Annotated in this window: 19 protein-coding genes; 18 read left to right on the top strand and 1 reads right to left on the bottom strand. The window is 59.1% G+C overall.

All coding sequences use genetic code 11. From position 1 onward, the window contains the following. Positions 1-72: 72 nt before the first annotated feature. The 12 genes from OR601_RS05700 to OR601_RS05645 all read left to right on the top strand — a co-directional run bounded on the left by OR601_RS05700 (position 73) and on the right by OR601_RS05645 (position 10,972). On the top strand, positions 73-1,191 hold the full coding sequence (locus tag OR601_RS05700; protein WP_136013110.1) for a M24 family metallopeptidase: 1,119 nt from the start codon (positions 73-75) through the stop codon (positions 1,189-1,191). 462 nt (positions 1,192-1,653) lie between these two features. Then, positions 1,654-2,637: a PTS sugar transporter subunit IIB gene (locus OR601_RS05695; protein ID WP_136013111.1), complete on the top strand. Its 984-nt coding sequence runs from the start codon at positions 1,654-1,656 to the stop codon at positions 2,635-2,637. 31 nt (positions 2,638-2,668) lie between these two features. Next, on the top strand, positions 2,669-3,478 hold the full coding sequence (locus tag OR601_RS05690; protein ID WP_265591306.1) for a PTS mannose/fructose/sorbose transporter subunit IIC: 810 nt from the start codon (positions 2,669-2,671) through the stop codon (positions 3,476-3,478). A 20-nt stretch (positions 3,479-3,498) separates the two neighbouring features. Further along, entirely contained in the window at positions 3,499-4,512 is a 1,014-nt protein-coding gene (locus OR601_RS05685) for a PTS system mannose/fructose/sorbose family transporter subunit IID (RefSeq protein ID WP_136013113.1), read from the top strand. A 93-nt stretch (positions 4,513-4,605) separates the two neighbouring features. Next, positions 4,606-5,064, top strand: a complete 459-nt coding sequence (locus OR601_RS05680; RefSeq protein ID WP_265591305.1) for a DUF956 family protein — start codon at positions 4,606-4,608, stop codon at positions 5,062-5,064. A 455-nt stretch (positions 5,065-5,519) separates the two neighbouring features. Continuing rightward, positions 5,520-6,083 (top strand): elongation factor P, encoded by a 564-nt coding sequence (gene efp / locus OR601_RS05675; RefSeq protein WP_136013115.1) that lies wholly within the window; start codon positions 5,520-5,522, stop codon positions 6,081-6,083. A 225-nt stretch (positions 6,084-6,308) separates the two neighbouring features. Then, complete coding sequence (locus OR601_RS05670; RefSeq protein WP_265591304.1) at positions 6,309-6,668, top strand: Asp23/Gls24 family envelope stress response protein; 360 nt, start codon at positions 6,309-6,311, stop codon at positions 6,666-6,668. Between the two features lie 3 nt (positions 6,669-6,671). Beyond that, positions 6,672-7,238: a transcription antitermination factor NusB gene (gene nusB / locus OR601_RS05665; protein WP_265591303.1), complete on the top strand. Its 567-nt coding sequence runs from the start codon at positions 6,672-6,674 to the stop codon at positions 7,236-7,238. 9 nt (positions 7,239-7,247) lie between these two features. Further along, positions 7,248-7,667 (top strand): exodeoxyribonuclease VII small subunit, encoded by a 420-nt coding sequence (locus tag OR601_RS08645; protein ID WP_323373068.1) that lies wholly within the window; start codon positions 7,248-7,250, stop codon positions 7,665-7,667. A gap of 2 nt (positions 7,668-7,669) precedes the next feature. Then, complete coding sequence (locus OR601_RS05655; protein ID WP_136013119.1) at positions 7,670-8,419, top strand: TlyA family RNA methyltransferase; 750 nt, start codon at positions 7,670-7,672, stop codon at positions 8,417-8,419. 52 nt (positions 8,420-8,471) lie between these two features. Continuing rightward, a complete protein-coding gene (locus tag OR601_RS05650) occupies positions 8,472-9,344 on the top strand; it encodes an NAD(+)/NADH kinase (protein WP_136013120.1) in 873 nt (290 codons plus the stop codon). Continuing rightward, positions 9,341-10,972, top strand: coding sequence for a DNA repair protein RecN (locus OR601_RS05645; protein ID WP_265591302.1), 1,632 nt, complete (start codon positions 9,341-9,343; stop codon positions 10,970-10,972). The genes OR601_RS05650 and OR601_RS05645 overlap by 4 nt, the downstream gene beginning before the upstream one ends. Before the next feature lie 101 nt (positions 10,973-11,073). Here OR601_RS05645 and OR601_RS05640 read toward each other — a convergent pair whose 3' ends face one another. Continuing rightward, the gene (locus OR601_RS05640) at positions 11,074-12,540 is read right to left on the bottom strand and encodes a DUF1846 domain-containing protein (RefSeq protein ID WP_265591301.1); all 1,467 of its coding nucleotides are present in this window, start codon (positions 12,538-12,540) and stop codon (positions 11,074-11,076) included. A 246-nt stretch (positions 12,541-12,786) separates the two neighbouring features. Here OR601_RS05640 and OR601_RS05635 point away from each other — a divergent pair, with 246 nt between their 5' ends. From OR601_RS05635 to OR601_RS05610, 6 genes are all read left to right on the top strand, one after another. Beyond that, positions 12,787-14,448 (top strand): CTP synthase, encoded by a 1,662-nt coding sequence (locus OR601_RS05635; protein ID WP_136013123.1) that lies wholly within the window; start codon positions 12,787-12,789, stop codon positions 14,446-14,448. A gap of 19 nt (positions 14,449-14,467) precedes the next feature. Continuing rightward, a complete protein-coding gene (locus OR601_RS05630; RefSeq protein ID WP_323373067.1) occupies positions 14,468-15,397 on the top strand; it encodes a tyrosine recombinase in 930 nt (309 codons plus the stop codon). A gap of 709 nt (positions 15,398-16,106) precedes the next feature. Continuing rightward, positions 16,107-16,535, top strand: a complete 429-nt coding sequence (locus OR601_RS05625) for a division/cell wall cluster transcriptional repressor MraZ (protein ID WP_265591300.1) — start codon at positions 16,107-16,109, stop codon at positions 16,533-16,535. Positions 16,536-16,547: 12 nt separating this feature from the next. Next, the gene (gene rsmH, locus OR601_RS05620) at positions 16,548-17,495 is read left to right on the top strand and encodes a 16S rRNA (cytosine(1402)-N(4))-methyltransferase RsmH (protein ID WP_265591299.1); all 948 of its coding nucleotides are present in this window, start codon (positions 16,548-16,550) and stop codon (positions 17,493-17,495) included. A 177-nt stretch (positions 17,496-17,672) separates the two neighbouring features. Beyond that, the gene (gene ftsL, locus OR601_RS05615) at positions 17,673-18,080 is read left to right on the top strand and encodes a cell division protein FtsL (RefSeq protein WP_265591298.1); all 408 of its coding nucleotides are present in this window, start codon (positions 17,673-17,675) and stop codon (positions 18,078-18,080) included. A 165-nt stretch (positions 18,081-18,245) separates the two neighbouring features. Next, a complete protein-coding gene (locus tag OR601_RS05610) occupies positions 18,246-20,000 on the top strand; it encodes a peptidoglycan D,D-transpeptidase FtsI family protein (protein WP_265591297.1) in 1,755 nt (584 codons plus the stop codon). The last annotated feature ends 15 nt before the right edge of the window (positions 20,001-20,015 follow it).

Below are 20,015 nucleotides of genomic sequence, written 5' to 3'. Positions count from 1 at the left end.
ACGCCCAAGCAGCTGGCTAAATGGCTAAGCTAGGGGACGGACTTTAACGGACCGTGAGAGAAAGGACTCCCCATGGCTTCATCTACCGAAGGCCGCCTGGCGCGTCTGCGCAGCCTGATGGCAGAGCGCGGCTACGACGCCGTGATCCTTCGCAACAACGCCGATCTTCGATGGCTCACCGGTGCAGAGCGCACCTTTGACGACGAGGTAGCCCATACCGCGTTCATTACCGGTGAGGGCGCGTGGCTTCATACCGACTCCCGCTATTACAACACCTTCCAGGAACGCCTGGGACTTGATACCTTCTGGCAGATCGATATGGAACGTGTGGGCGCCCCTGCCTGGGCGGCCAAACTCACCGTTGCCCAGCGCTGTCATGTGGTGGCTTTGGAAGACACGGTGAGCCTGGGTTTTGCCCAGGACTTCGCCCATGAGGTCGAGCAGGCGTCCACCCAGTGCTTGACGCCCGTGCTTCATGGCGACTTGCAGGCCCTGCGCATGGTGAAGGACGCCGAGGAGCTTTCGCTTTTGCGCCGCGCCCAAGAGATCACCGACGATGCCTTCGAGCACATCTGCGCCTACATCAAGCCCGGTATGACCGAGCAGCAAATCCGCGGCGAGCTGGAGAACTACATGCTGGCCCAAGGCGCCGATGCCGTCTCCTTTGCCTCCATTATCGCCGCAGGTCCCGACGGCGCCAATCCCCACGCCCAGCCCAGCGAGTACGCTGTCAAAGAAGGCGACTTCATCACCATGGACTATGGCGCGCTCTACCACGACTATCATGCCGACATGACCCGCACCGTAGTGGTGGGGGAGCCTACCCCCAAACAGCGGGAGGTCTACGAAGTGGTCAAGCGCGCCCATGAAGAGGCTGCCGCGGCAGTGGCCCCGGATGTCGTTGGTGCAGACATCCACCGCATTGCCCAGAAAGTTATTGGCGACGCAGGCTATGGCGATTACTTTGGCCACGGCTTGGGCCACGGCGTGGGTATCGAGATCCACGAGAGCCCCAGCTTTGCCCTCTCCTGGGAAAAGCCCGTGCCTGAAGGATCTGTGGTCACCATTGAGCCCGGCATCTATCTGCCCGGCGAGTTTGGCGTGCGCATCGAAGACACCGGCATCGTGACCGAGAAGGGCTACGAGCCGTTCACGCGGCTCGACCACGAGCTGGTATCTGTGGGTCGGTAAAGCACTTTTTTATTGGTCTAAAGGTTTCGCAACAGACTTTATAGCTCGCACTTTCAAGAACCTCTCCCACTGTTTTGCGGGGGAGGTTTTTCTCGGCAGGTCCTCTAAAGAGGAAAAAGGAGGAAGCTTTAAGAAAAAGTTTGTTTTGAAAGACCCTAAAAAATTCGGTAAACGTAGAAGAGCTTACCGATCGAAATTTCAGTAGGCATGCGTTGGCCTAAGAAAAGCAAGACAAAACCGCTAATTCAAAGAATGAATGACTACCAGATAAAGGTCATATAAAACTAAGAGACATAGTGTCAGATATTATATATAACCCGCAGATAATTGCAACGATTAATCCGAGAGTGGCATTTCATACCGTTCAGCTGGGATTGTGTTGCGGCATTCACAATCCGTGCATTAATATGAAAACGCGTTTTGCACATGTCCGTTCCTAGCAGTCATTTAGGAGGCTATGACATGGTAGGTATTGTCCTGGCAAGCCATGGCGAGTTCGCCACCGGCATCAAGCAATCCGGCTCCATGGTCTTTGGGGACCAGGAGAACGTGTGCGCAGTGACGTTGATGCCCAGCGAAGGACCCGATGACTTCAGGCAGAAGTTGGCAGACGCTGTCGCCAGCTTCGACAAGGAGGCCCAGGAAGAAGTGCTCTTCCTCGTGGACCTTTGGGGTGGCACCCCCTTTAATCAGTGCAGCGCCTTCTCGGAGGGTCATGACAAGTGGGCCATTGTGACGGGTCTCAACTTGCCCATGCTCATCGAGGCCTACACTGGCCGCTTCTCTTTGGGTACCGCTCATGAGATCGCTACCAAGGTCTTTGTGGAGGGCCGCCGCGGCGTGCGCGTAAAGCCTGAGGAGCTACAGCCTAAGCCCAAGGGCGCTTCTGCTGCCGCTGCTTCTGGTGCAGCTTCTGCGATCCCCGAGGGGACCGTGCTTGGCGATGGCCAGATGAAGCTGGTGCACGTGCGCATCGACTCCCGTTTGCTCCACGGTCAGGTGGCCACCAACTGGGCCCGTACCGTTGGCTGCAATCGCATCATCGTGGTCTCCGACGCAGTGGCTCATGACAAGCTGCGCAAGAACCTGATCACTCAGGCTGCGCCTCCAGGGGTCAAGGCCAACGTCACCACTATCGCCCAGTTTGTGAAGTGCTACCACGATCCTCGCTTTGGCGAGGTCAAGGCCCTGGTGCTCTTTGAGAACCCCGAGGATGCCTTGGCGGTGGAGGAGGCCGGTGTGCCCATCGAGCACATCAATGTGGGCTCCATCGCGCACTCTGTGGGCAAGACCATGATCTCTCAGGCCATTGCTGTGTCTGAGGAAGACGTGCAAGCCTTTATCGCCATGCGCGACAACGGCACCACCTTCGACACCAAGAAGGTTCCTTCCGATAGCGGCCAGGATCTCTTTGGCCTCATCGAGAAGAACCACATGATGCCCTAACCGTCCTCATAGTTGCCCGTAAGGAGGAGCAATGGACGTTCTTTCGCTCATTTTGGTCCTTGTCGTCGCATTTCTTGCCGGCATGGAATCTGTACTTGACCAATGGGAGTTCCACCAGCCCATCGTCGCCTGCACCCTCATTGGCCTGGCCACTGGCCACCCTGTAGAGGGCATCATGCTCGCCGGTTCTTTGCAGCTCATCGCTTTGGGTTGGATGAACATCGGCGCAGCTGTCGCCCCTGACGCTGCTCTCGCCTCTATTGGCGCCGGCATCCTCGTCTGCCACCAGGGCATGGACGTGGAGCAGGCCGTGGCTATCGCCATTCCTCTGGCAGTAGCCGGTACCGTGCTTACCATTTTCGTGCGTACCATCACCACCGGTATCGCCCACGCTGCCGACCGTCAGGCTGAGTCTGGCAACGTCAAGGGCGTCGATGCCATGAACATCGCCGGCCTGATGCTTCAGGGCCTTCGTATCGCCATCCCCGCCGCCCTCATCTGGGCTGTGCCCACCGAGGCCGTCCAGGCTGCCCTCGAGGCCATTCCCGCCTGGATCACCACCGGTCTTTCCACCGCTGGCGGCTTCATCGTAGTCGTAGGCTATGCGATGGTCATGAACATGATGGCCAACGCCAAAGTGTGGCCCTTCTTCTTCCTGGGCTTCGCGCTGGCCTCCCTTTCCGAGCTGGGCCTCATCGCCATGGGTATCATCGGCGTCTGCCTGGCCCTCGTCTATCTGGATCTGTCGCCTGAGTTCAACGGAGGCGGTAATGGCGCTGCTGCTGCCACTGCCTCTGCCGGCGGCGACGCTCTGGACGACATCCTGAACGACTACGAGTAACCCGAAGGGAGATTAGACCAATGGCTGATAACAAGATCACGCTTTCCGTCGCTGATCGCCGTCGCGTATGCCTGAGGAGCCAGTACCTTCAGGCCAACTGGAACTACGAGCGTATGCAGAACGTCGGTTGGTGCTACGGCATGAACGGCGTTGTGGAGAAGCTCTATCCCAACAAGGAAGACCAGGCCGCCTTCTTGAAGCGCCATCTGGAGTTCTTCAACACCCACCCCTATGTGGCCGCTCCCGTCTTTGGCGTCGAGCTTTCTCTCGAGGAGTCCCGTGCCAACGGCGCTCCCGTAGACGATGCTGCCATCCAAGGCGTCAAGATCGGCATGATGGGCCCCCTGGCCGGCGTTGGCGACCCCATCTTCTGGGGCACCCTGCGCCCTGTCCTCGGCGCCTTCGCGGCCTCTCTGGCCCTCACCGGCAACATCTTGGGCCCCATCCTCTTCTTCGTGCTGTGGAACGTCATCCGCCTTGCCTTCCTCTGGTACACCCAGGAGTTTGGCTATAAGGCCGGTGCCTCCATCTCCGAGGACCTGGGCGGCGGCTTGCTCCAGCGCGTGACCACCGGCGCTTCTGTCTTGGGTATGTTCATCATGGGCGTACTCATCCCTCGCTGGACCTCGATCGACATGTCCTCTGTGGTCTTCTCCACGGCCGACATGGGCTCTACCGCCAACTCCTTCCCCGCGGCTGACGAGCTGGTGAATGCTCTGAACGGCATCGCCAACGGCGCCCCTGTGACCCAGGACGTCCTGGCCAACGGCCTCAACAGCTTCCAGTCCATCGCCTCCAGCGGCTATGCGGTTGTGCAAAACGTCGATGCCGCCACTGCTGCCGACCCCGGCACCTGGCGTCTCATGAGTACCACCACACTGCAGTCGGTGCTCGACCAGCTGCTGCCTGGCCTTCTGCCTCTGGCTCTCACCTTCCTGTGCATGTGGCTGCTCAAGAAGAAGGTTAACCCCATCGCCATCATCTTCGGCCTCTTCGCCGTGGGTATTCTGGGTGCTCTGGTAGGTATCTTCTAAGATCGCCTCCCGCAAGCGCGGGTAGTGTAAGGTGGGATCTTCTCGACAAGGAAGGTCCCACCTTCTTTTTGAACTCCAAAGGAAGTGACAAAGATGTTTGGTCGCAAACAAGACGTGAGCTCGCTGGCCACAGACGACGTCGTCACTCAGGAACGCCGCTCACAGGACCTCAACCACGAGGTGGATTTGGTGGTGCGCGCCAACACCTTTGCGGGCATGCTCTTTCCCAAACCGGGCCATCTGGTCTGCGGAGATGCGGGCGTGGAATTTGTGGCCGACAACCAGGTGGGCTACATTCAGATCCCCTGGCACAACATCACTTCGATCACAGTGGATATTGTAGGCACGCATTATGTGCGATCTATTCGCATTGCCACCGATCAAACTGATCCCCTTGAATTCGTGGTCTCCGATGGACAAAACCTTGTGCGCTGCCTGGCTTCCCATCTGGGCCGAGAAAAGCTTCATCAAAATATGGGGAACTTTCGCTCGGTAGGCAGGCGCATTGGGAGTTGGTTTAAGATCCTCTTTTCCCGAGGTTCTCGCGCTTAAAGGTGCCGAAGACTCCCATCTCAGATCTATTCATATAAATTTATGAGAATAGATGTATAGCCTAAACCGGATTGTGTTTTGGGCACTTATGCTTGCGGCTGTAGCCAGCGGCTTTGTCGTTAAATACAATTATATATTGTATATAATAAATAAAATGAGTAAAACAGGGGCATAACGCTTGGCTGACGCATAGATCGTACTTCTCAGCAGACACTGATATCGAGTCTGGCCTATCTATAGATCTGATGTGGTAGGAGGCTCGAACGGTCTGCACCAAAGAGGCGAGGGGTCGGTGGCGTCCCATGCATGAAGCGGCTCATTATTACGGGCTGCGTACCAGTGGGCCACCGCTTCATGGACCATGCACACCAACGGGGTATACTGTTCGCGCAATTTTTTGGCGCATCGGCTTTTTGGCAAAGATGCGTCCGTGAGCATTCGAAGGAGCGTACCACGTGGCAACCATTAGCACCGCAGATTTCAAAAACGGCATGGGCCTCAAGATCAAGGACAAGATCTATACCATCGTCGAGTTTCAGCATGTGAAGCCTGGCAAGGGCGGCGCTTTTGTCCGCTATAAGATCAAGGACCTCAAAAACGGCCGCGTCATCGACCAGACCTGCAACGCAGGCAGCAAGTTTGAGAACGTCCAGCTGGTCACCAAGGAGTATCAGTATCTCTACAATGATGGCCAGGACTACTACTTCATGGACACTGAGACCTATGAGCAGCTGCCTCTTTCTGCAGACTACATTGGCGACAACGCCAAGTGGCTGCTGGAAAACGACATCTGCCAGCTCCTCTACGCAGACGATGAGCTTCTGGGTGTGACTCCTCCCATGTTCATCGAGTGCGAGATCACTGAGACAGACCCTGGCTTCAAGGGCGACACCGTCCAGGGCGGCACCAAGCCCGCCGTCATCGAGACCGGCGCTCAGATCCAGGTGCCCATGTACCTCAACGTGGGAGAGAAGATCAAGGTGGATACCCGCGACGGCAAGTTTGTGTCCCGCGTCTAAGGCCGCCTGCTCTGGTTGATTGCGTGAGTGAGAGGCGCTCTCCTTGCAGAGGGTGCCTCTTTTCTCTTTTTTGACCAAATGCTGCCGATCGCGGTGTGCCGTGGGATTCCTAAGGGCATCATTTCTAAGAGAGGCTTGAGACGTATACTTGAGCCTACTAGCGCAACAAGCATCCTTAGGCTTGTGTGGCTGGCCCCGCGCCAGCTTCTATAGAAAGGGGCATCCATGGCGGATGATATCCAGATCGACGGTTTCTCCATCTCTAATAACGTGCTTGCCTCCATCGTGACCGTGGCTGCAGAGAAGGTAGACGGCGTGGCCTATGTGAACGGGCACAACGTTGCCACCAGTCTCATCACTATGTTTACTGCTCGCCCCACCGTCACCGATGACACGGTGACCTGCGAGGTAATGGACGGCAAGCTCGACATCACCCTGCCGGTGGCGGTTTTCTTTGGCTTCACCTTCCCTGAGGTGGCAGAAGACATCCGCGAGGCGGTATGCGAAGCCATCGAGACCCAGGTGGGCGTAGGTGTGAACGCCGTCAACATTCGCATCGATGACCTGATCTTCCCCAAGGAGTAATTCGTGGCTTACCAACCTCCTCAGGGCACCCGCGCCCTCTCGCGCAACCAGGCGCTCCAGCTGCTGTTTCAGGCAGAGGGCGTCAAGCGTCCCGTGCGTCGTGTGCTAGAAGACGAATACCTGGTGACCAATGGCCCTGCAAGCGACTACGCCCAAGAGCTTGCATGCCTTTGCGAGGACCACTTGGCACAAATCGATCCAGTGCTTGCTGCCTACTCCGAGCGCTGGGCGCTCTCTCGTATGCACTCAGTGGATCGCAATATCTTGCGTCTCGCCCTCTATGAGCTGCTCTTTGAGGAGAGCGTAGAGGATTCGGTGGTCATCAATGAGGCTGTCAAAATGGCCCATGACTTTGGTGGCGACGAGTCCTATAGCTTTGTAAACGGCATTCTGGGCCGCATCGTCCGCGACCGCGCCCAGGGCATAGACATTTTGCGCAAAGGCCAAGAGGAAGTGGCCTCAGAGGCTTCTGAGGCTGAGGATGCTTGGGCAGGACCCGAGGCTGCAGATGCTGCTCTGGCAGACGATGCCTCGGCTGAGGCTGCAGACTCAGACATCTCGGAGGCGTAGAAGGTTTCTATGGCACACCAAGATCACGCCTATAACGATTTCGAATCGGTCACGGCTCGCCTAGATGAGATCGTCAAAGATGTCAAAGCCAAAGACACATCGCTAGAGCGTTCGTTGGATCTCTTTGACGAAGCCATTAACCTTGGCTCAAAGGCAGTGGAGCTGGTAGATCGCACCAATTTTTCCCCTGCCGAGAAGGAGCGCCTGGCAGACCTGTCAGCAAAAGACCTGGTAGAAGCCCAAGAGGCTCAAGGTGGCCAAGAAGCCTCTGAGCTCTTGGCCAAGGAGGGCCAAGAGGCTCTCTCCGCTGGCGAGACCATGGCTTCGCCGCAGCATCAGGAAGGCGAGACAGTGGCCGAGGAAGCCCTCCAAGATGCCCTTGACGATAAGGACGATGGCGCTTGGAGTCCATCTGCAGGTGGCCTCTAGCGATGGCCTCGTCTAGGCGTCGTTTGGATCAAGAGTTGGTGGCCCAGGGATTCTTTGCCACCCCTCAAGAAGCCATGAGGGCGGTGATGGCAGGGGATGTGTCTGGCCCTGGATTTCGCTATCGCTCTGCGGGCACCCAGGTAAAGGTTGGCTGCGAGCTTCATGTGCGGGTCCAAAAGGCCCATGTAGGCCGAGGCGCCCTCAAACTTGAAGGGGCGCTAGACAGCTTCTCCATCGACCCTTCTGGCCTCGCTTGCATGGACGTGGGCTGTTCTACTGGAGGATTCACCGAGGTGCTGCTGGACCGCGGTGCGGCTTCGGTGCTGGCGGTAGATGTGGGCTATGCCCAGTTTGACTGGCGTCTGAGAAACGATCCTCGCGTCTGCTTGCTGGAGCGCACCAACATCTTGCAGGTGCCCACCTTAAAGCCCAAAGGCTCTATCGACCTGGCAGTATGCGACGTTTCTTTCACCTCGGTGACCAGTGTGCTTGGGGCCATCGATGAGATGCTTTGCGAGCGTTCCGCCCTTGTGGTGCTGGTAAAGCCCCAGTTCGAAGTAGCCAAAGAGCTGGTGGGCGAGGGCGGCATCGTGACCGATGAGGCAGCGCGTGCCGAGGCTGTCGAGAAGGTCTCTCATGCCTTGGTCGAGCGTGGCTTTAGAATCTGTGGGGTAGAGGAGAGCCCCATCACCGGCACCAAGGGCAATCACGAGTATCTGCTCTGGGCTCAGAAGGGGCATCAACCCTTGTAGGGAGGGCGCTCAAGCGCCGCTGGTAGTCTGTTCTGTCATGGTTGGAGGAGACGTGAAGGTCCTGCTGGTCACCAATTACTCTCGGCTGCAGGCTCAAGAGGGCGCTCGCAATGTGGCCCAGTGGCTTAACGCCCATGGGGTAGAGCCGGTGTGGGCTCAGGACGACCTACACTGCCCCGAGGGGGCTAAAGACGCTTCTGACTGTGACTTGGTGGTATCGCTGGGAGGCGATGGCACGCTGTTGCGAGCCGCTCGCATGGTGGGCTACGAAGAGGTGCCCATCTTAGGGCTTTCCTATGGCCATCTGGGTTTTCTCACCGGCGCCGGCTCAGACACCGCGCTCCAAGCGGTAGAGCGCGCCTTGGAAGGAAAGCTCCACATCTCCCGGCGGTCGACCTTGTCGGTGGCCATTGAATACAACGACCCCGAGCATCCGTCACCTGAGCCGCCTGCTATTAGATCGGATATCTTCTGCCTCAATGAGGTGGCGGTCACGCGAGGCACTCTGGGCAATATGGTGGAGTTCGACGTGTTCGTGTCGGGCAATCATATCGACAGGCTTCGCGCCGATGGCTTTGTGGTCTCTACAGCGACTGGGTCGACAGGCTATGCCCTCTCGGCAGGCGGCCCCATTGTGACCCCGGAGTTCCAGGGCATGGTCAACGTGCCAGTGGCGCCGCACACCATCCTAGCCCGCGCATTTCTCACGTCCCCACAAGATGTGGTGGAAGTGGCTTTGTCCACTGAGCGTCCGGTAGAGCGCGAGGTCTTTTGCGACGGTCGGCTCATGGGCTGCCCCGAGGGCCTTTCGGCCATGCGCGTCATTTCCCGTAAAGGCCCTGGCGACATCGTGCTTTTGGACGATTCCTCCCAAAGCTTTTATCGCAGCGTATCCCGCGTCTTCTATGGAGGTCACCGCTCATGATCGATGAGCTTCATGCCCAAGACGTCGCCCTTATTCGCGACGCAGACATCACTTTTGCCGATGGGCTCACCGTCATCACCGGCGAGAGCGGCTCGGGCAAGACTGCGCTGCTCACTGCTTTAAAGCTGCTGGTAGGAGAGCGTGCCAATGCCGATATGGTGCGCGAGGGCGCCCCAGGCCTTGCAGTGGAGGGGCGCTTTTTCACCGACGATGGCCAGGAGGACGGCCATATAGCTCTGCGCAAAGTGGACGTGCGAGGCCGTGGGCGCGTGTCTATGGATGGATCCATCTCCTCTGTGAAGGAGTTGGCGGCCACCTTGGGCGCCACGGTGGATCTCTGCGGGCAGCATGAACATCAGCGGCTGCTGTCGGTGGCGAGCCATGTGGAGCTTTTGGATGCCTGGATTGGCCAGCAGGCCCAAGAGGCGCTGGCTCAGTACAACCAGGCGCTCTCTGGCGCTCGGGCGGCCGCAGAGGAGCTCAAACGCCTGCAGGACCTGGCGTCGGTGGCTTCAGAGCGCTTGGAGCAGGCCCGTTTCGAGCGTGATCGCATCGACGAGGTAAACCCGGTAGCCGGCGAGCTCGAAGAGCTGGATCGCGACCTGCCGGTGGCAGAGAACGCCGAGACGCTGCGCGAAGCTGCCAACGATGCCTATGAATGCGTCTTAGCAGACGACGGCGTGAGCGACAGGCTGGGTTCAGCCGTGCGCGAGCTGCGCCAGGCGGCCGATGTGGATGACACGCTGGCCAAGCTGGCCGACGCGCTGGAATCCGCCCAGCTAGAAGCCGAGGATGCTGCCGCCGAGCTTCGCGCCTATCGCGACAAGGTGGATCTTGACCCTACGGCCCTGCGCGCCATGCAAGGTCGCCAGGCTGCCCTCCAAGGGTTGATGCGCACCTTTGGTCCCACCATGGATGACGTCTTTTCCAGGCGCCAGGCTGCCCAAGAGATCATCGATGCCGCAGAGGGCACCGGCACTGCCGAGCGTGAGGCCCAAGAGGCCCTGGAGGCGGCCGAGAAGATCCTCGCCTCGGCCGCCGACCACCTGATTAAAGTGCGCCAACAAAAGGCCCCGCTTTTAGCGGCGGCCATCACCGAGCAGATGGCCAGGCTCTCTATGGGCACTGCCTCGGTGGAGCTGGCGGTGGAGGTGTTAGATCGCAGAGAATGGACTCAGGCCGGTCCAACTTCGGTAGAACTTATGTACAGGCCTGGCGAGGGCATGACCTTGAGGCCGCTTCGCAAAGTGGCTTCGGGCGGCGAGATCAGCCGCGTGATGCTGGCCTGCAAGGTGGTGCTGGGCGAGGCGGACCGTGTGGAAACCCTGGTCTTCGACGAGGTGGATGCAGGGGTGGGCGGCACTACGGCCGTGGCGCTGGCCACGGTGCTCAAAGACCTGGCACGCACCCATCAGGTGATCTGTGTGACCCATCTGCCGCAGGTGGCCGTAATGGGCGACTCTCATTACGTGGTGTCAAAGGTGGAGGTGGACGGGGTTCCTGAGACCCAGCTTACCCAGGTGGAGAACGAGGGCCGCGTAGACGAGATCGCTCGCATGCTGGCTGGCGACCGCACCGAATCCAGCCGCGCCTATGCCAAAGAGCTGCTGACGCGCCAAGGCGCCTAAGGGCCGGTTCCTGCTTCTTGAGAATACCCCAGATAGCGACGGGCGCCCATGCACAGAGTGCGCGGGCGCCTTTTTGAGCTCGTGAAAGGGGAGGGTGCAACCTAGATCTGATAGTCAGAAACGGGCTCGCAGCTCACCCGAATGCCCAGCTTGCGGAGGGTGTCCTTATCGGCATCCGAAAGCATGACCGAGAAGAACGCGTCGCAGTCCCTGAGCGATTCCAGGCTTGCGAAGACCTGGGCGGCCACAGGATCTGTCACAGAGGATTGGGCGAGGGCTATAAGGGTCTCGTCGGTATGGAGGCGGGGGTTGTGGGCGCCCAGGCAATGGGTCTTGAGATGGCAGATGGGCTCGATGACCTCTGGCGCCAGTACCTCCACGTCGCCGGCGCGGGCCACTGCTTTAAGGGCGTTTAAGAGGGTGGAGCTGGCGGCGCCGATGAGGTCGGAGGTCTTGCCGGTCACAATGGTGCCGTTGGGAAGCTCCAGAGCGCCTGCTGGGGCGCAGGTCTGCTCGGCACGCTCGAGGGCGGCCAGGCGCAAAGGATAGGTGTCAGGCTCAACGCCTACCTGCTTCACCAGCAGCTTGAGACGATCGAAGGCGGCTTGGCCGGCTCCTGTACGCTTAACGGTGCAGGCGGCGGCGAAGTAGCGACGGATGATCTCTTTGCGGGCGGCCTGGCGGCACACTTCGTCATCCACGATGCCTGAGGCCACCATGTTGACGCCCATATCGGTAGGGCTTTGGTAGGGGCATTGGTTCAAGATGCGCTCCATGAGGGCGCGCACTACCGGGAATGACTCCACGTCGCGGTTGTAGTTCACCGTGCTTACGCCATAGGCGTCCAGATGGAAGGGGTCGATGACGTTGGAGTCGCCCAGATCTGCCGTGGCAGCCTCATAGGCCACGTTGACCGGATGGACTAGGGGCAGGTTCCATACCGGGAAGGTCTCGTACTTGGCATAGCCTGCCTGAATGCCGCGAGCGTGCTCGTGGTAAAGCTGAGACAGGCAGGTGGCCAGCTTGCCAGAGCCCGGGCCAGGAGCGGTGACGACCACCAGAGGGCGGCTGGTGGGCAAAAACTCATTGGCGCCAAAGCCGGTCTCGGAGACGATGGCGTCCACATCGTGGGGATAGCCCTCGATGGAATAGGTGAGGGCGCAGGGAATCTCTAGGGCATCCAGGCGACGGCGGAAGGCATCGGCTGCAGGTTGGGAGGCATAGCGGGTGAGCACTACGCCGGCTACAGGCAGTCCCAGCGAGGAGAAGAAACGAACTAGGCGCAGGGCATCTTCGTCATAGGAGATGCCTAGATCGCTGCGCACCTTGCCCGAGGCGATGTCTGCGGCATTTACCACAACGACTACCTCGGCCTCCTCTTTTAAGGTGAGCAGCATGCGCAGCTTCACATCGGGGGCGAAGCCAGGGAGGACGCGGGAGGCATGGTGGTCGTCTGCCAATTTGCCGCCAAACTCCAGGTAAAGCTTGCCGCCAAACTCACTGATGCGCTGACGAATGCGCTCTGCCTGCAATGTGACGTAGGCGTCGTTGTCAAATCCCTGCTTCACTCATATCCTCCTTACACGGTGGGCTGGAACCACTCTTTTCTCGCAAGATAGAGTATGCCCCTCATGGCATTCTAACCTTGGCCTGCAAGGTCCCCTCAGAGAATCACAGGCCTTTTTGAGCCTTAAGGTCTCGCAGTTTCCATCCTGTGAACTAGGTATCCACCTTAAATGGGAGACAGCTGGCGTATTACAATAAGCAGACGTATGGTCTTGGCAACTTTTCAGCGAAAGCGCAGGTACCAGCGTATGACTAAGCATATTTTCGTCACTGGCGGCGTCGTTTCTTCTTTGGGTAAGGGCATTACGGCTGCATCGCTGGGACGCCTGCTTAAATCCCGTGGCTACAAAGTCATGATGCAAAAGGCGGATCCCTACCTAAACGTGGATCCCGGCACCATGAGCCCCTTCCAGCACGGAGAGGTCTTTGTGACCCAAGACGGCAAAGAGACGGACCTGGACCTAGGCCACTACGAGCGCTTCATCGATGAGAACCTCACCCGGGCCTCGAACTTCACCACGGGTCTCATCTATCAGTCCCTTATCGCCCGCGAACGCGCGGGAGACTTCTTGGGCGGCACCGTGCAGGTGGTGCCCCATGTGACCAACGCCATTCGCGACAAATTCCGCATGATCGAAGAGCATACCGATGCAGATGTGGTCATCACCGAGCTAGGTGGCACCATCGGCGACATCGAGGGCCAGCCATTCGTAGAGGCCATGCGTCAGTTTAGAAATGAGCGCGGGCCAGAGAACGTCTGCTTCATCCATGTGAGCCTCGTGCCCTATATCTCTGCCGCCCACGAGGTAAAAACCAAGCCCACCCAGCATTCTGTCAAGGAACTGCGCTCCATGGGCATCCAGCCGGACTTTATCGTATGCCGCAGCGACCACGAGGTGGACGAGGCCATACGCGCCAAGATCGCCAACTTCTGCGATGTGCCGACAGACCATGTCTTTGAAAACTCTGACTGCCCCTCCATCTACGATGTGCCTATGCACCTGGCCAACCAGGGTTTCGACGTAGAGGTGTGCGAGCGTCTGGGGCTGGATCCCGGGGAGCTCAACATTGGCCGCTGGACCGCCTTTACCCGGGCTATGCACAAGGCAGACGCTCAACCTCAGAGCGTGCGCATCGCGGTGGTGGGCAAATACACCCAGCTGCCTGATGCCTATCTCTCCATCATCGAGGCTCTCCACCACTCCGGTGTTTACTTTGGCCGCCACATCGATATCGATCTTATCGACGGCGAGAATCTCACCGCAGAGGATGTCCAGGAAGTCCTCGGCACTGCAGACGGCATCTTGGTGCCCGGCGGCTTTGGTATCCGCGGACTGGAAGGAAAGATTTTAGCGGCCGAGCGCGCACGCACTCACAAGGTTCCCTTCCTGGGCATTTGCCTGGGCCTTCAGGTGGCTGTGTGCGAGTACGCCCGCCATGTGGCAGGTATGGAAGACGCCAGCTCCACCGAGTTCGTGCCCGATTGCGCCTATCCGGTCATCGACCTCATGCCCGATCAAGAAGACGTGACCGATAAGGGCGGCACCATGCGCCTTGGCGCTTATCCCTGCAAGGTCGCCTCTGACACTTTGGCCCATGAGGCCTACGGGGAGGATTTGGTCTACGAGCGCCATCGCCATCGCTATGAGGTGAACAACGCCTATCGTGACGAGCTTCGCCGTGCGGGGCTGGTCTTCTCGGGTGTGTCTCCTGACGACCGCCTCGTAGAGATGGTCGAGCTGCCAGAAGAGGTGCACCCCTGGTTCGTCGCTTCCCAGTTCCATCCGGAGTTCAAGAGCCGCCCCACCCATCCCCAGCCGCTCTTCCGCGAGTTCGTGCGCGCTGCCATCGCCTATCACGACGGCATCGATCGCCACGAGGTTGAGCCGCCGGCAGATCTGGGCTACTAAGCGCTTGAGCTAAGCCCGCTTGCCTACTTCGATGGATCTCTCTCAAGCTGTCTCGGACTATCTTGATTACCTGGCCGTCGAGCGCGGGGCTGCTGCCAACACGGTGGCAGCCTACGCTCGCGACCTAGATCGTTATGTGGACGATCTGACAGAGCACTCCGTCACCCAACTCTCCCAGGTCGATCGCCACGTCATCGAGGGCCATGTAGCACGCCTGCGCGAAGGGGGAGCTGCGCCCTCCTCGGTGAAGCGGGCGGTCTCTGCTATCCGCAGCTTTCACAAGTTTGCCGCCGGCGACCATCTGTCCGACTCGCTGCCCACCTCCGATGTGGCTGCGCCCCAAGTGCCGGCCTATCTGCCTCAGGTGCTCTCCATCCAGCAGGTGGAAGCCTTGCTCGACCAACCCTTCGCTCCCGACGCCTGCGGCCAGCGCGACCGCGCTTTGCTCGAGGTGCTCTATGGCTGTGGACTCAGGGTCTCTGAGCTTTGTGGGCTCAACTTGGACTCCGTCTATCCAGCCGAGGAGCTGGTAAGGGTAGTAGGCAAAGGATCCAAGGAGCGGTTGGTGCCTCTTCTCGGCAGCGCCAAAGAGGCCCTGACGACCTATATCCAGGAGGGCAGGCAAGAGCTGGTGCGGCCCCTTTCGGCGGCAGGGAGGGCGGCCTATAGCCAGGGGGCCGTCTTTTTGAGCCAGCGGGGGAGTCGCCTGTCGCGCCAGTGGGTTCATCATCTGGTGGAACGCTACGGGGCCTACGTGGGCATTCAGGGCCTTCACCCCCATACCTTGCGCCACAGCTTGGCCACCCATCTGCTTCAGGGGGGTGCCGACCTGCGCGTGGTCCAGGAGATTCTAGGCCATGCCGATGTGGCCACCACCCAGCTCTACACCCATGTGGACCAAACCCATCTTCAGGGCGTCTATTTTGCCGCTCATCCTAGGGCCCATTAGGACTCTCGGGGGCGTCCCACTTTGCCCCACCTTTTTGTTGCCGAGAAGCGCCTCCCCACTTCGTCCCACCTTTTTGTGGGGGAGGGACTCATGCCTCACTTTGCCTCACCCGATAGGCTCATATGGAAAGCGTCCCACTTTGCCCCACCCACCTGACGCAAATATGGAGCCGCTTCATAAAGGTTGCCGGCTTTTAGGATGCCCTAAAAGCGGCCCAAAACCTTACTGATTAGCTTGCCAATAACAACAAAGTTTGATAATTCCAGCTAAGCCATGGTAGCAAAGGACCTCAGCCAAGGCTCAAAATGCGCCGCTCATCCCTTTTTAGGCTACATTCAGGTGAATTTACACAACGGAAAAAGAAAATTTCTCAAAACTGGTCTGGTCGTCTTTTTTGAGAATGCCACAGGTTGCTAGAACTTAAATAAAGAAAGTAACATGCAGGGATAGCGACCAATCGACCCGCTCTTTTCACCACTCTAGAACAGGTTTTCGATGGCCTTAACTTAATTGATTGATAAGTCGCGAACAGCCGTTCTAAATCAAGATAGAGTGGGTTTTACCGGATTCCACCGCCACATCTAGGGGTGGGGATGAGGTGGGGGAAGGTGGGAGGAAGTGTTGCCTAGGTGTGGCGTTCACCCTAGAATGCAGATGTGCAACGGCGAGGGGAGCCAGTTGCTCTAAGACCTAACGCGGGGGACTCTCAATGTATTTGACAGGCAGCAGAACGCATAGCCTTGATTCCAAGGTGCGCCTCACGCTCCCTGCTGACATGCGTCGAGAGTTCGACGACAAGGTCTGCCTTGTTCCCCTCAAGGATGCGCTCTATGGCTTCACGCCTGAGGGACATCAAGCCTGGGTTGCAAGCTATTTCCCCAATGGCTACAACCCCAGGAATCCCGACGACATCAAACTTCGAGGCGGTCTCACCGGCCGCACCGTCACGGTGGATGTCGACTCGGCCGGACGCATCGCGCTCGGCAAGGTGGATGAATCCAAACGCAAGGCCCTTGGGCTAGAGGGCGAAGTCACCGTCGTGGGCAACGTCGATCACTTCGAAATCTGGAACACGGACCGCTGGGAGGCCGCTCAGGCTGCCTTCGAGGAGAACCTGGATTCTTTGATGTTCGACTAGGAGCGTGGGACTTTGACAGAAGAATATCGGCACGTACCCGTGTTGCTCGACGAAGTGGTCGAGCTTCTCGATCCAAAGCCTGGCCAGGTGGTCTGCGACTGCACTCTTGGAGGAGCAGGTCACACGCTGGTCCTTGCGTCTCATTTGGCGCCAGGCGGCCTGTCTTTGGGCATCGATCAGGACGACTCTGCCCTCGAAGCTGCCTCGGCTCGATTTGATGAGGCCGCTCCGGGAGTGGACCACCTCTTTTTAAAGGGCAACTTTGGCATGCTCGACGAGCTTTTGCTCGAGGCTGAGGTTCCCGGGGTGGATGGCTTCCTGTTCGACATTGGCGTATCGAGCCCGCAGCTTGATAGGCCAGAACGGGGCTTCTCCTACCACGAGGACGCTCCACTCGATATGCGGATGGACCCGGATACTCACACCCAAACCGCAGCAGAGATCGTCGCGACCTATTCTCGCGGCGACCTCATCCGGATTCTTCAAGCCTATGGAGACGAGAAGCACGCAGCTCGAATTGCAGAGGCCATTTGCCGCCGCAGGGAGCAAAGACCCATCGAGACCACCTTGGATTTGGCAGACATTGTAGCCAGCGCCTATCCAGCGCGAGACCGCCGCGCCAAGCATCCTGCACGCAAGACCTTTCAGGCTCTGCGCATCGAGGTGAACCACGAGCTGGAGGTCCTGGAAACGGGTCTCGAAGCGGCAATACGCTGGGCCAACCCCGGCGGTCGCATCGCGGTGATCAGCTATCACTCTTTGGAGGATCGCCTGGTAAAGCATCTCTTTGCCAAGTATTCCCAAGGGTGCACATGCCCGCCGGATCTCCCGGTATGCGTGTGCGGGAACGTGCCGGTACTCGATGTCCTCACTCGGCGGCCCATAGAGGCTTCTGCAGATGAGATCGAGTGCAACCCCCGAGCACGGAGCGCCAAGCTTCGAGTAGCCCAAAAGCTCTAGAAGCCCTTTGGCGCGCCTCCATTCTTTCTTGCTTTATCTCGAGCTTCTCCCCTAAAGAAGCTCACAGATAAAGGCGCGGGCACTACCTTCACACCACACTCGCACCACCAACGCAGCTTAAACGCACCACTTCACACTACATCGCACCACAACGCACCACACTTTTCTGGAGGCACCATGATCTATCAGGGATCTGCGGCTCGTCCTTTGGGCACCGCCGCTCCACAGCAAGCTCCCTCATCCTTCGACGTAGTCGAAGGCCGAGGTCTTGATGCTGCGGCACGCCAGGGGGTCAGCCCGCGCTTTTGGCACATCTGCAAGCTGGTTATCGCCGCTTGCGCCCTGATGTTCGTGCTGTGCTGTGCGCGCGTGGCGCTTACCGCCGCCACGGTGCAGACCCTCCAGGCAAACGCCGAGACCAAGACCCAGCTCTCTCAGGCCGAAGACGCCAATCGCGAGCTGCGCATCGAATCGGCCGTGCTCTCCAACAACTCGCGCATCTCCTCTATCGCCACTCAAAACCTTGGCATGGTCTATGCCGGGGCCGGCGAAGCCCTTACGGTAAGTGTGCCTGCTGCCTCCTAACGCCGCCTTCTTGCCGAGAAACCCATGCCACCTGCCCCTGGAAGGCCTCCAGTGTGCGGTGGCACGTTTTTATCGGTAGCATAAGCGTTCAAGAGCCAAGGCGCAGTCCCTACTTTGGGACATCGGGCGGCCATTTCTGCCCAGTGTTCTAAGAAAGGTGCCTTCGTGCCTAGACAGCAATCCTTCCACCCTCGCCAGCGCCCCAGGCCTGGTGAGGGTCGTTCATCTTATGATGAGTCGCGTCCCTCTGGCGGCTCCTTTGACCACGGGATCAAGGTAGTCTTGGCCTGCGTGGCGGTCTTTTTCATCGTGGCCTGCGCCAAGTTGTTCTATCTCTCGCTCATCGACGGGCCCATGAGGGCCCAGCAGGCCAAGGCTCTCCATACCAATACCCAGGTGCTTCAGGCCAAGCGCGGCACCATCTATGACCGCAACGGCAATGTGCTGGCTACCTCGGTGGAGTGCCGCACCCTCTACACCAACCCCAAAGACGTGCGCGACCCTCAGGCGGTGGCCCAAGTATTGGCTCAAAAGCTGGGGGGCACCTCTCAAGATTACCTGGCAGACCTTACAAAAGACTCCACCTTTGTCTATCTCAAGCGAAAGGTGGACACTTCGGTGGCTCAAGAGGTGGTCCAAGAGCTGGCCAAACAGGAGCTTACCGGCGTCTATTCGCTCATGGACATGAAGCGCGTCTATCCTTACGGGGCTGTGGCAGGGCAGGTCATTGGCCTTGTGGGCTCGGAGGGGGAGGGCCGCACCGGCCTCGAGCTTCAATATAACGACATCCTTTCCGGCACCAACGGCGAGCGGGTCACAGAGGTTGGCCCTGGCGGCGTTCCCGTCGCCAATGGCGCCTACAGTGAGACCCCAGCCAAAAACGGCACGGACATAGTGATCTCGCTGGATATCAACATTCAACAGATCGCCGAGAAGCAGATCTCCGACGGCGTTGCCCAATACAGCGCGGAGTCGGGCTTTGCGGCGGTGACCGATCCCTCCAACGGCGAGATCCTAGCCATGTGCACCACGCCGTTCTTGAACCCTGAGGACACCTCCACCGTAACGCCTGAGCAACTCACCTTGCGCACGGTGACCGACTCCTATGAGCCGGGATCGGTCATGAAGGTGCTCACTTGTGCCATCGGCATCGAGAACGGAGTCTTCAATGCAGACACCGTCTACAACGTGCCCGGCAGCATCGAGGTGGGCTCTGACGCGGTGCACGACGACGACCGCCGCAAGGAGACCCAGGACATGACCGTGCGCGAGATCATCCGGCGCTCCTCCAATGTTGGCGCCGTACTCATGGGCCGTGCTGAGGGAGCCGAGGCTTTCTCTTCCGGGCTCTCCAAGTTTGGCATCGGCAGCCCCACGGGCATCGACTACCCCGGCGAGGTGGCCGGCATCGTGACGCCCTACTCGGCCTATACCTCTGCCACCCTGGGCGCCATGTCCTTTGGCCAGGCAGTGGCCCTGCCGCCGGTGCAGATGATGCGCGCCGTGTCGGCCATCGCCAACAAAGGCACTCTCACCACGCCCCACTTCCTCATCTATGAAGGCACCACCCAGGTAGACTGGCCTACCGGGCCCCAGGCCTGCTCCGAGGCTACCGCCCAGGCAGTGACCGACATCATGCGCACCGTCGTGGTGGAAGGCACCGCCAAGAACGCTGCTGTGGAGGGTTATGACATTGCGGCCAAGACGGGCACCGGTGAGCAAGCCGACGAGTCTGGCGGGTACAAACAGGACAGTTATTTTGCGTCCTTGGTGGGCTTTGCCCCTGCGTCAGATGCCAAAGTGCTGGTCTACGTCGCTTTGAACGGCGTTCCTCACCTTGCTGCAGATTCTGCGGCCCCGGTTTTCTCGGCTATCATGGGTGAGTCTCTCATGGACATGGGCGTCGACCCTACCGCTTAGCCGCCTGGCTCGGCC

It is taken from the genome of Leptogranulimonas caecicola (assembly GCF_023168405.1).
In the GTDB taxonomy this organism is placed as follows: domain Bacteria; phylum Actinomycetota; class Coriobacteriia; order Coriobacteriales; family Atopobiaceae; genus Leptogranulimonas; species Leptogranulimonas caecicola.
This window is presented reverse-complemented; position numbering and strand designations above follow the sequence as displayed.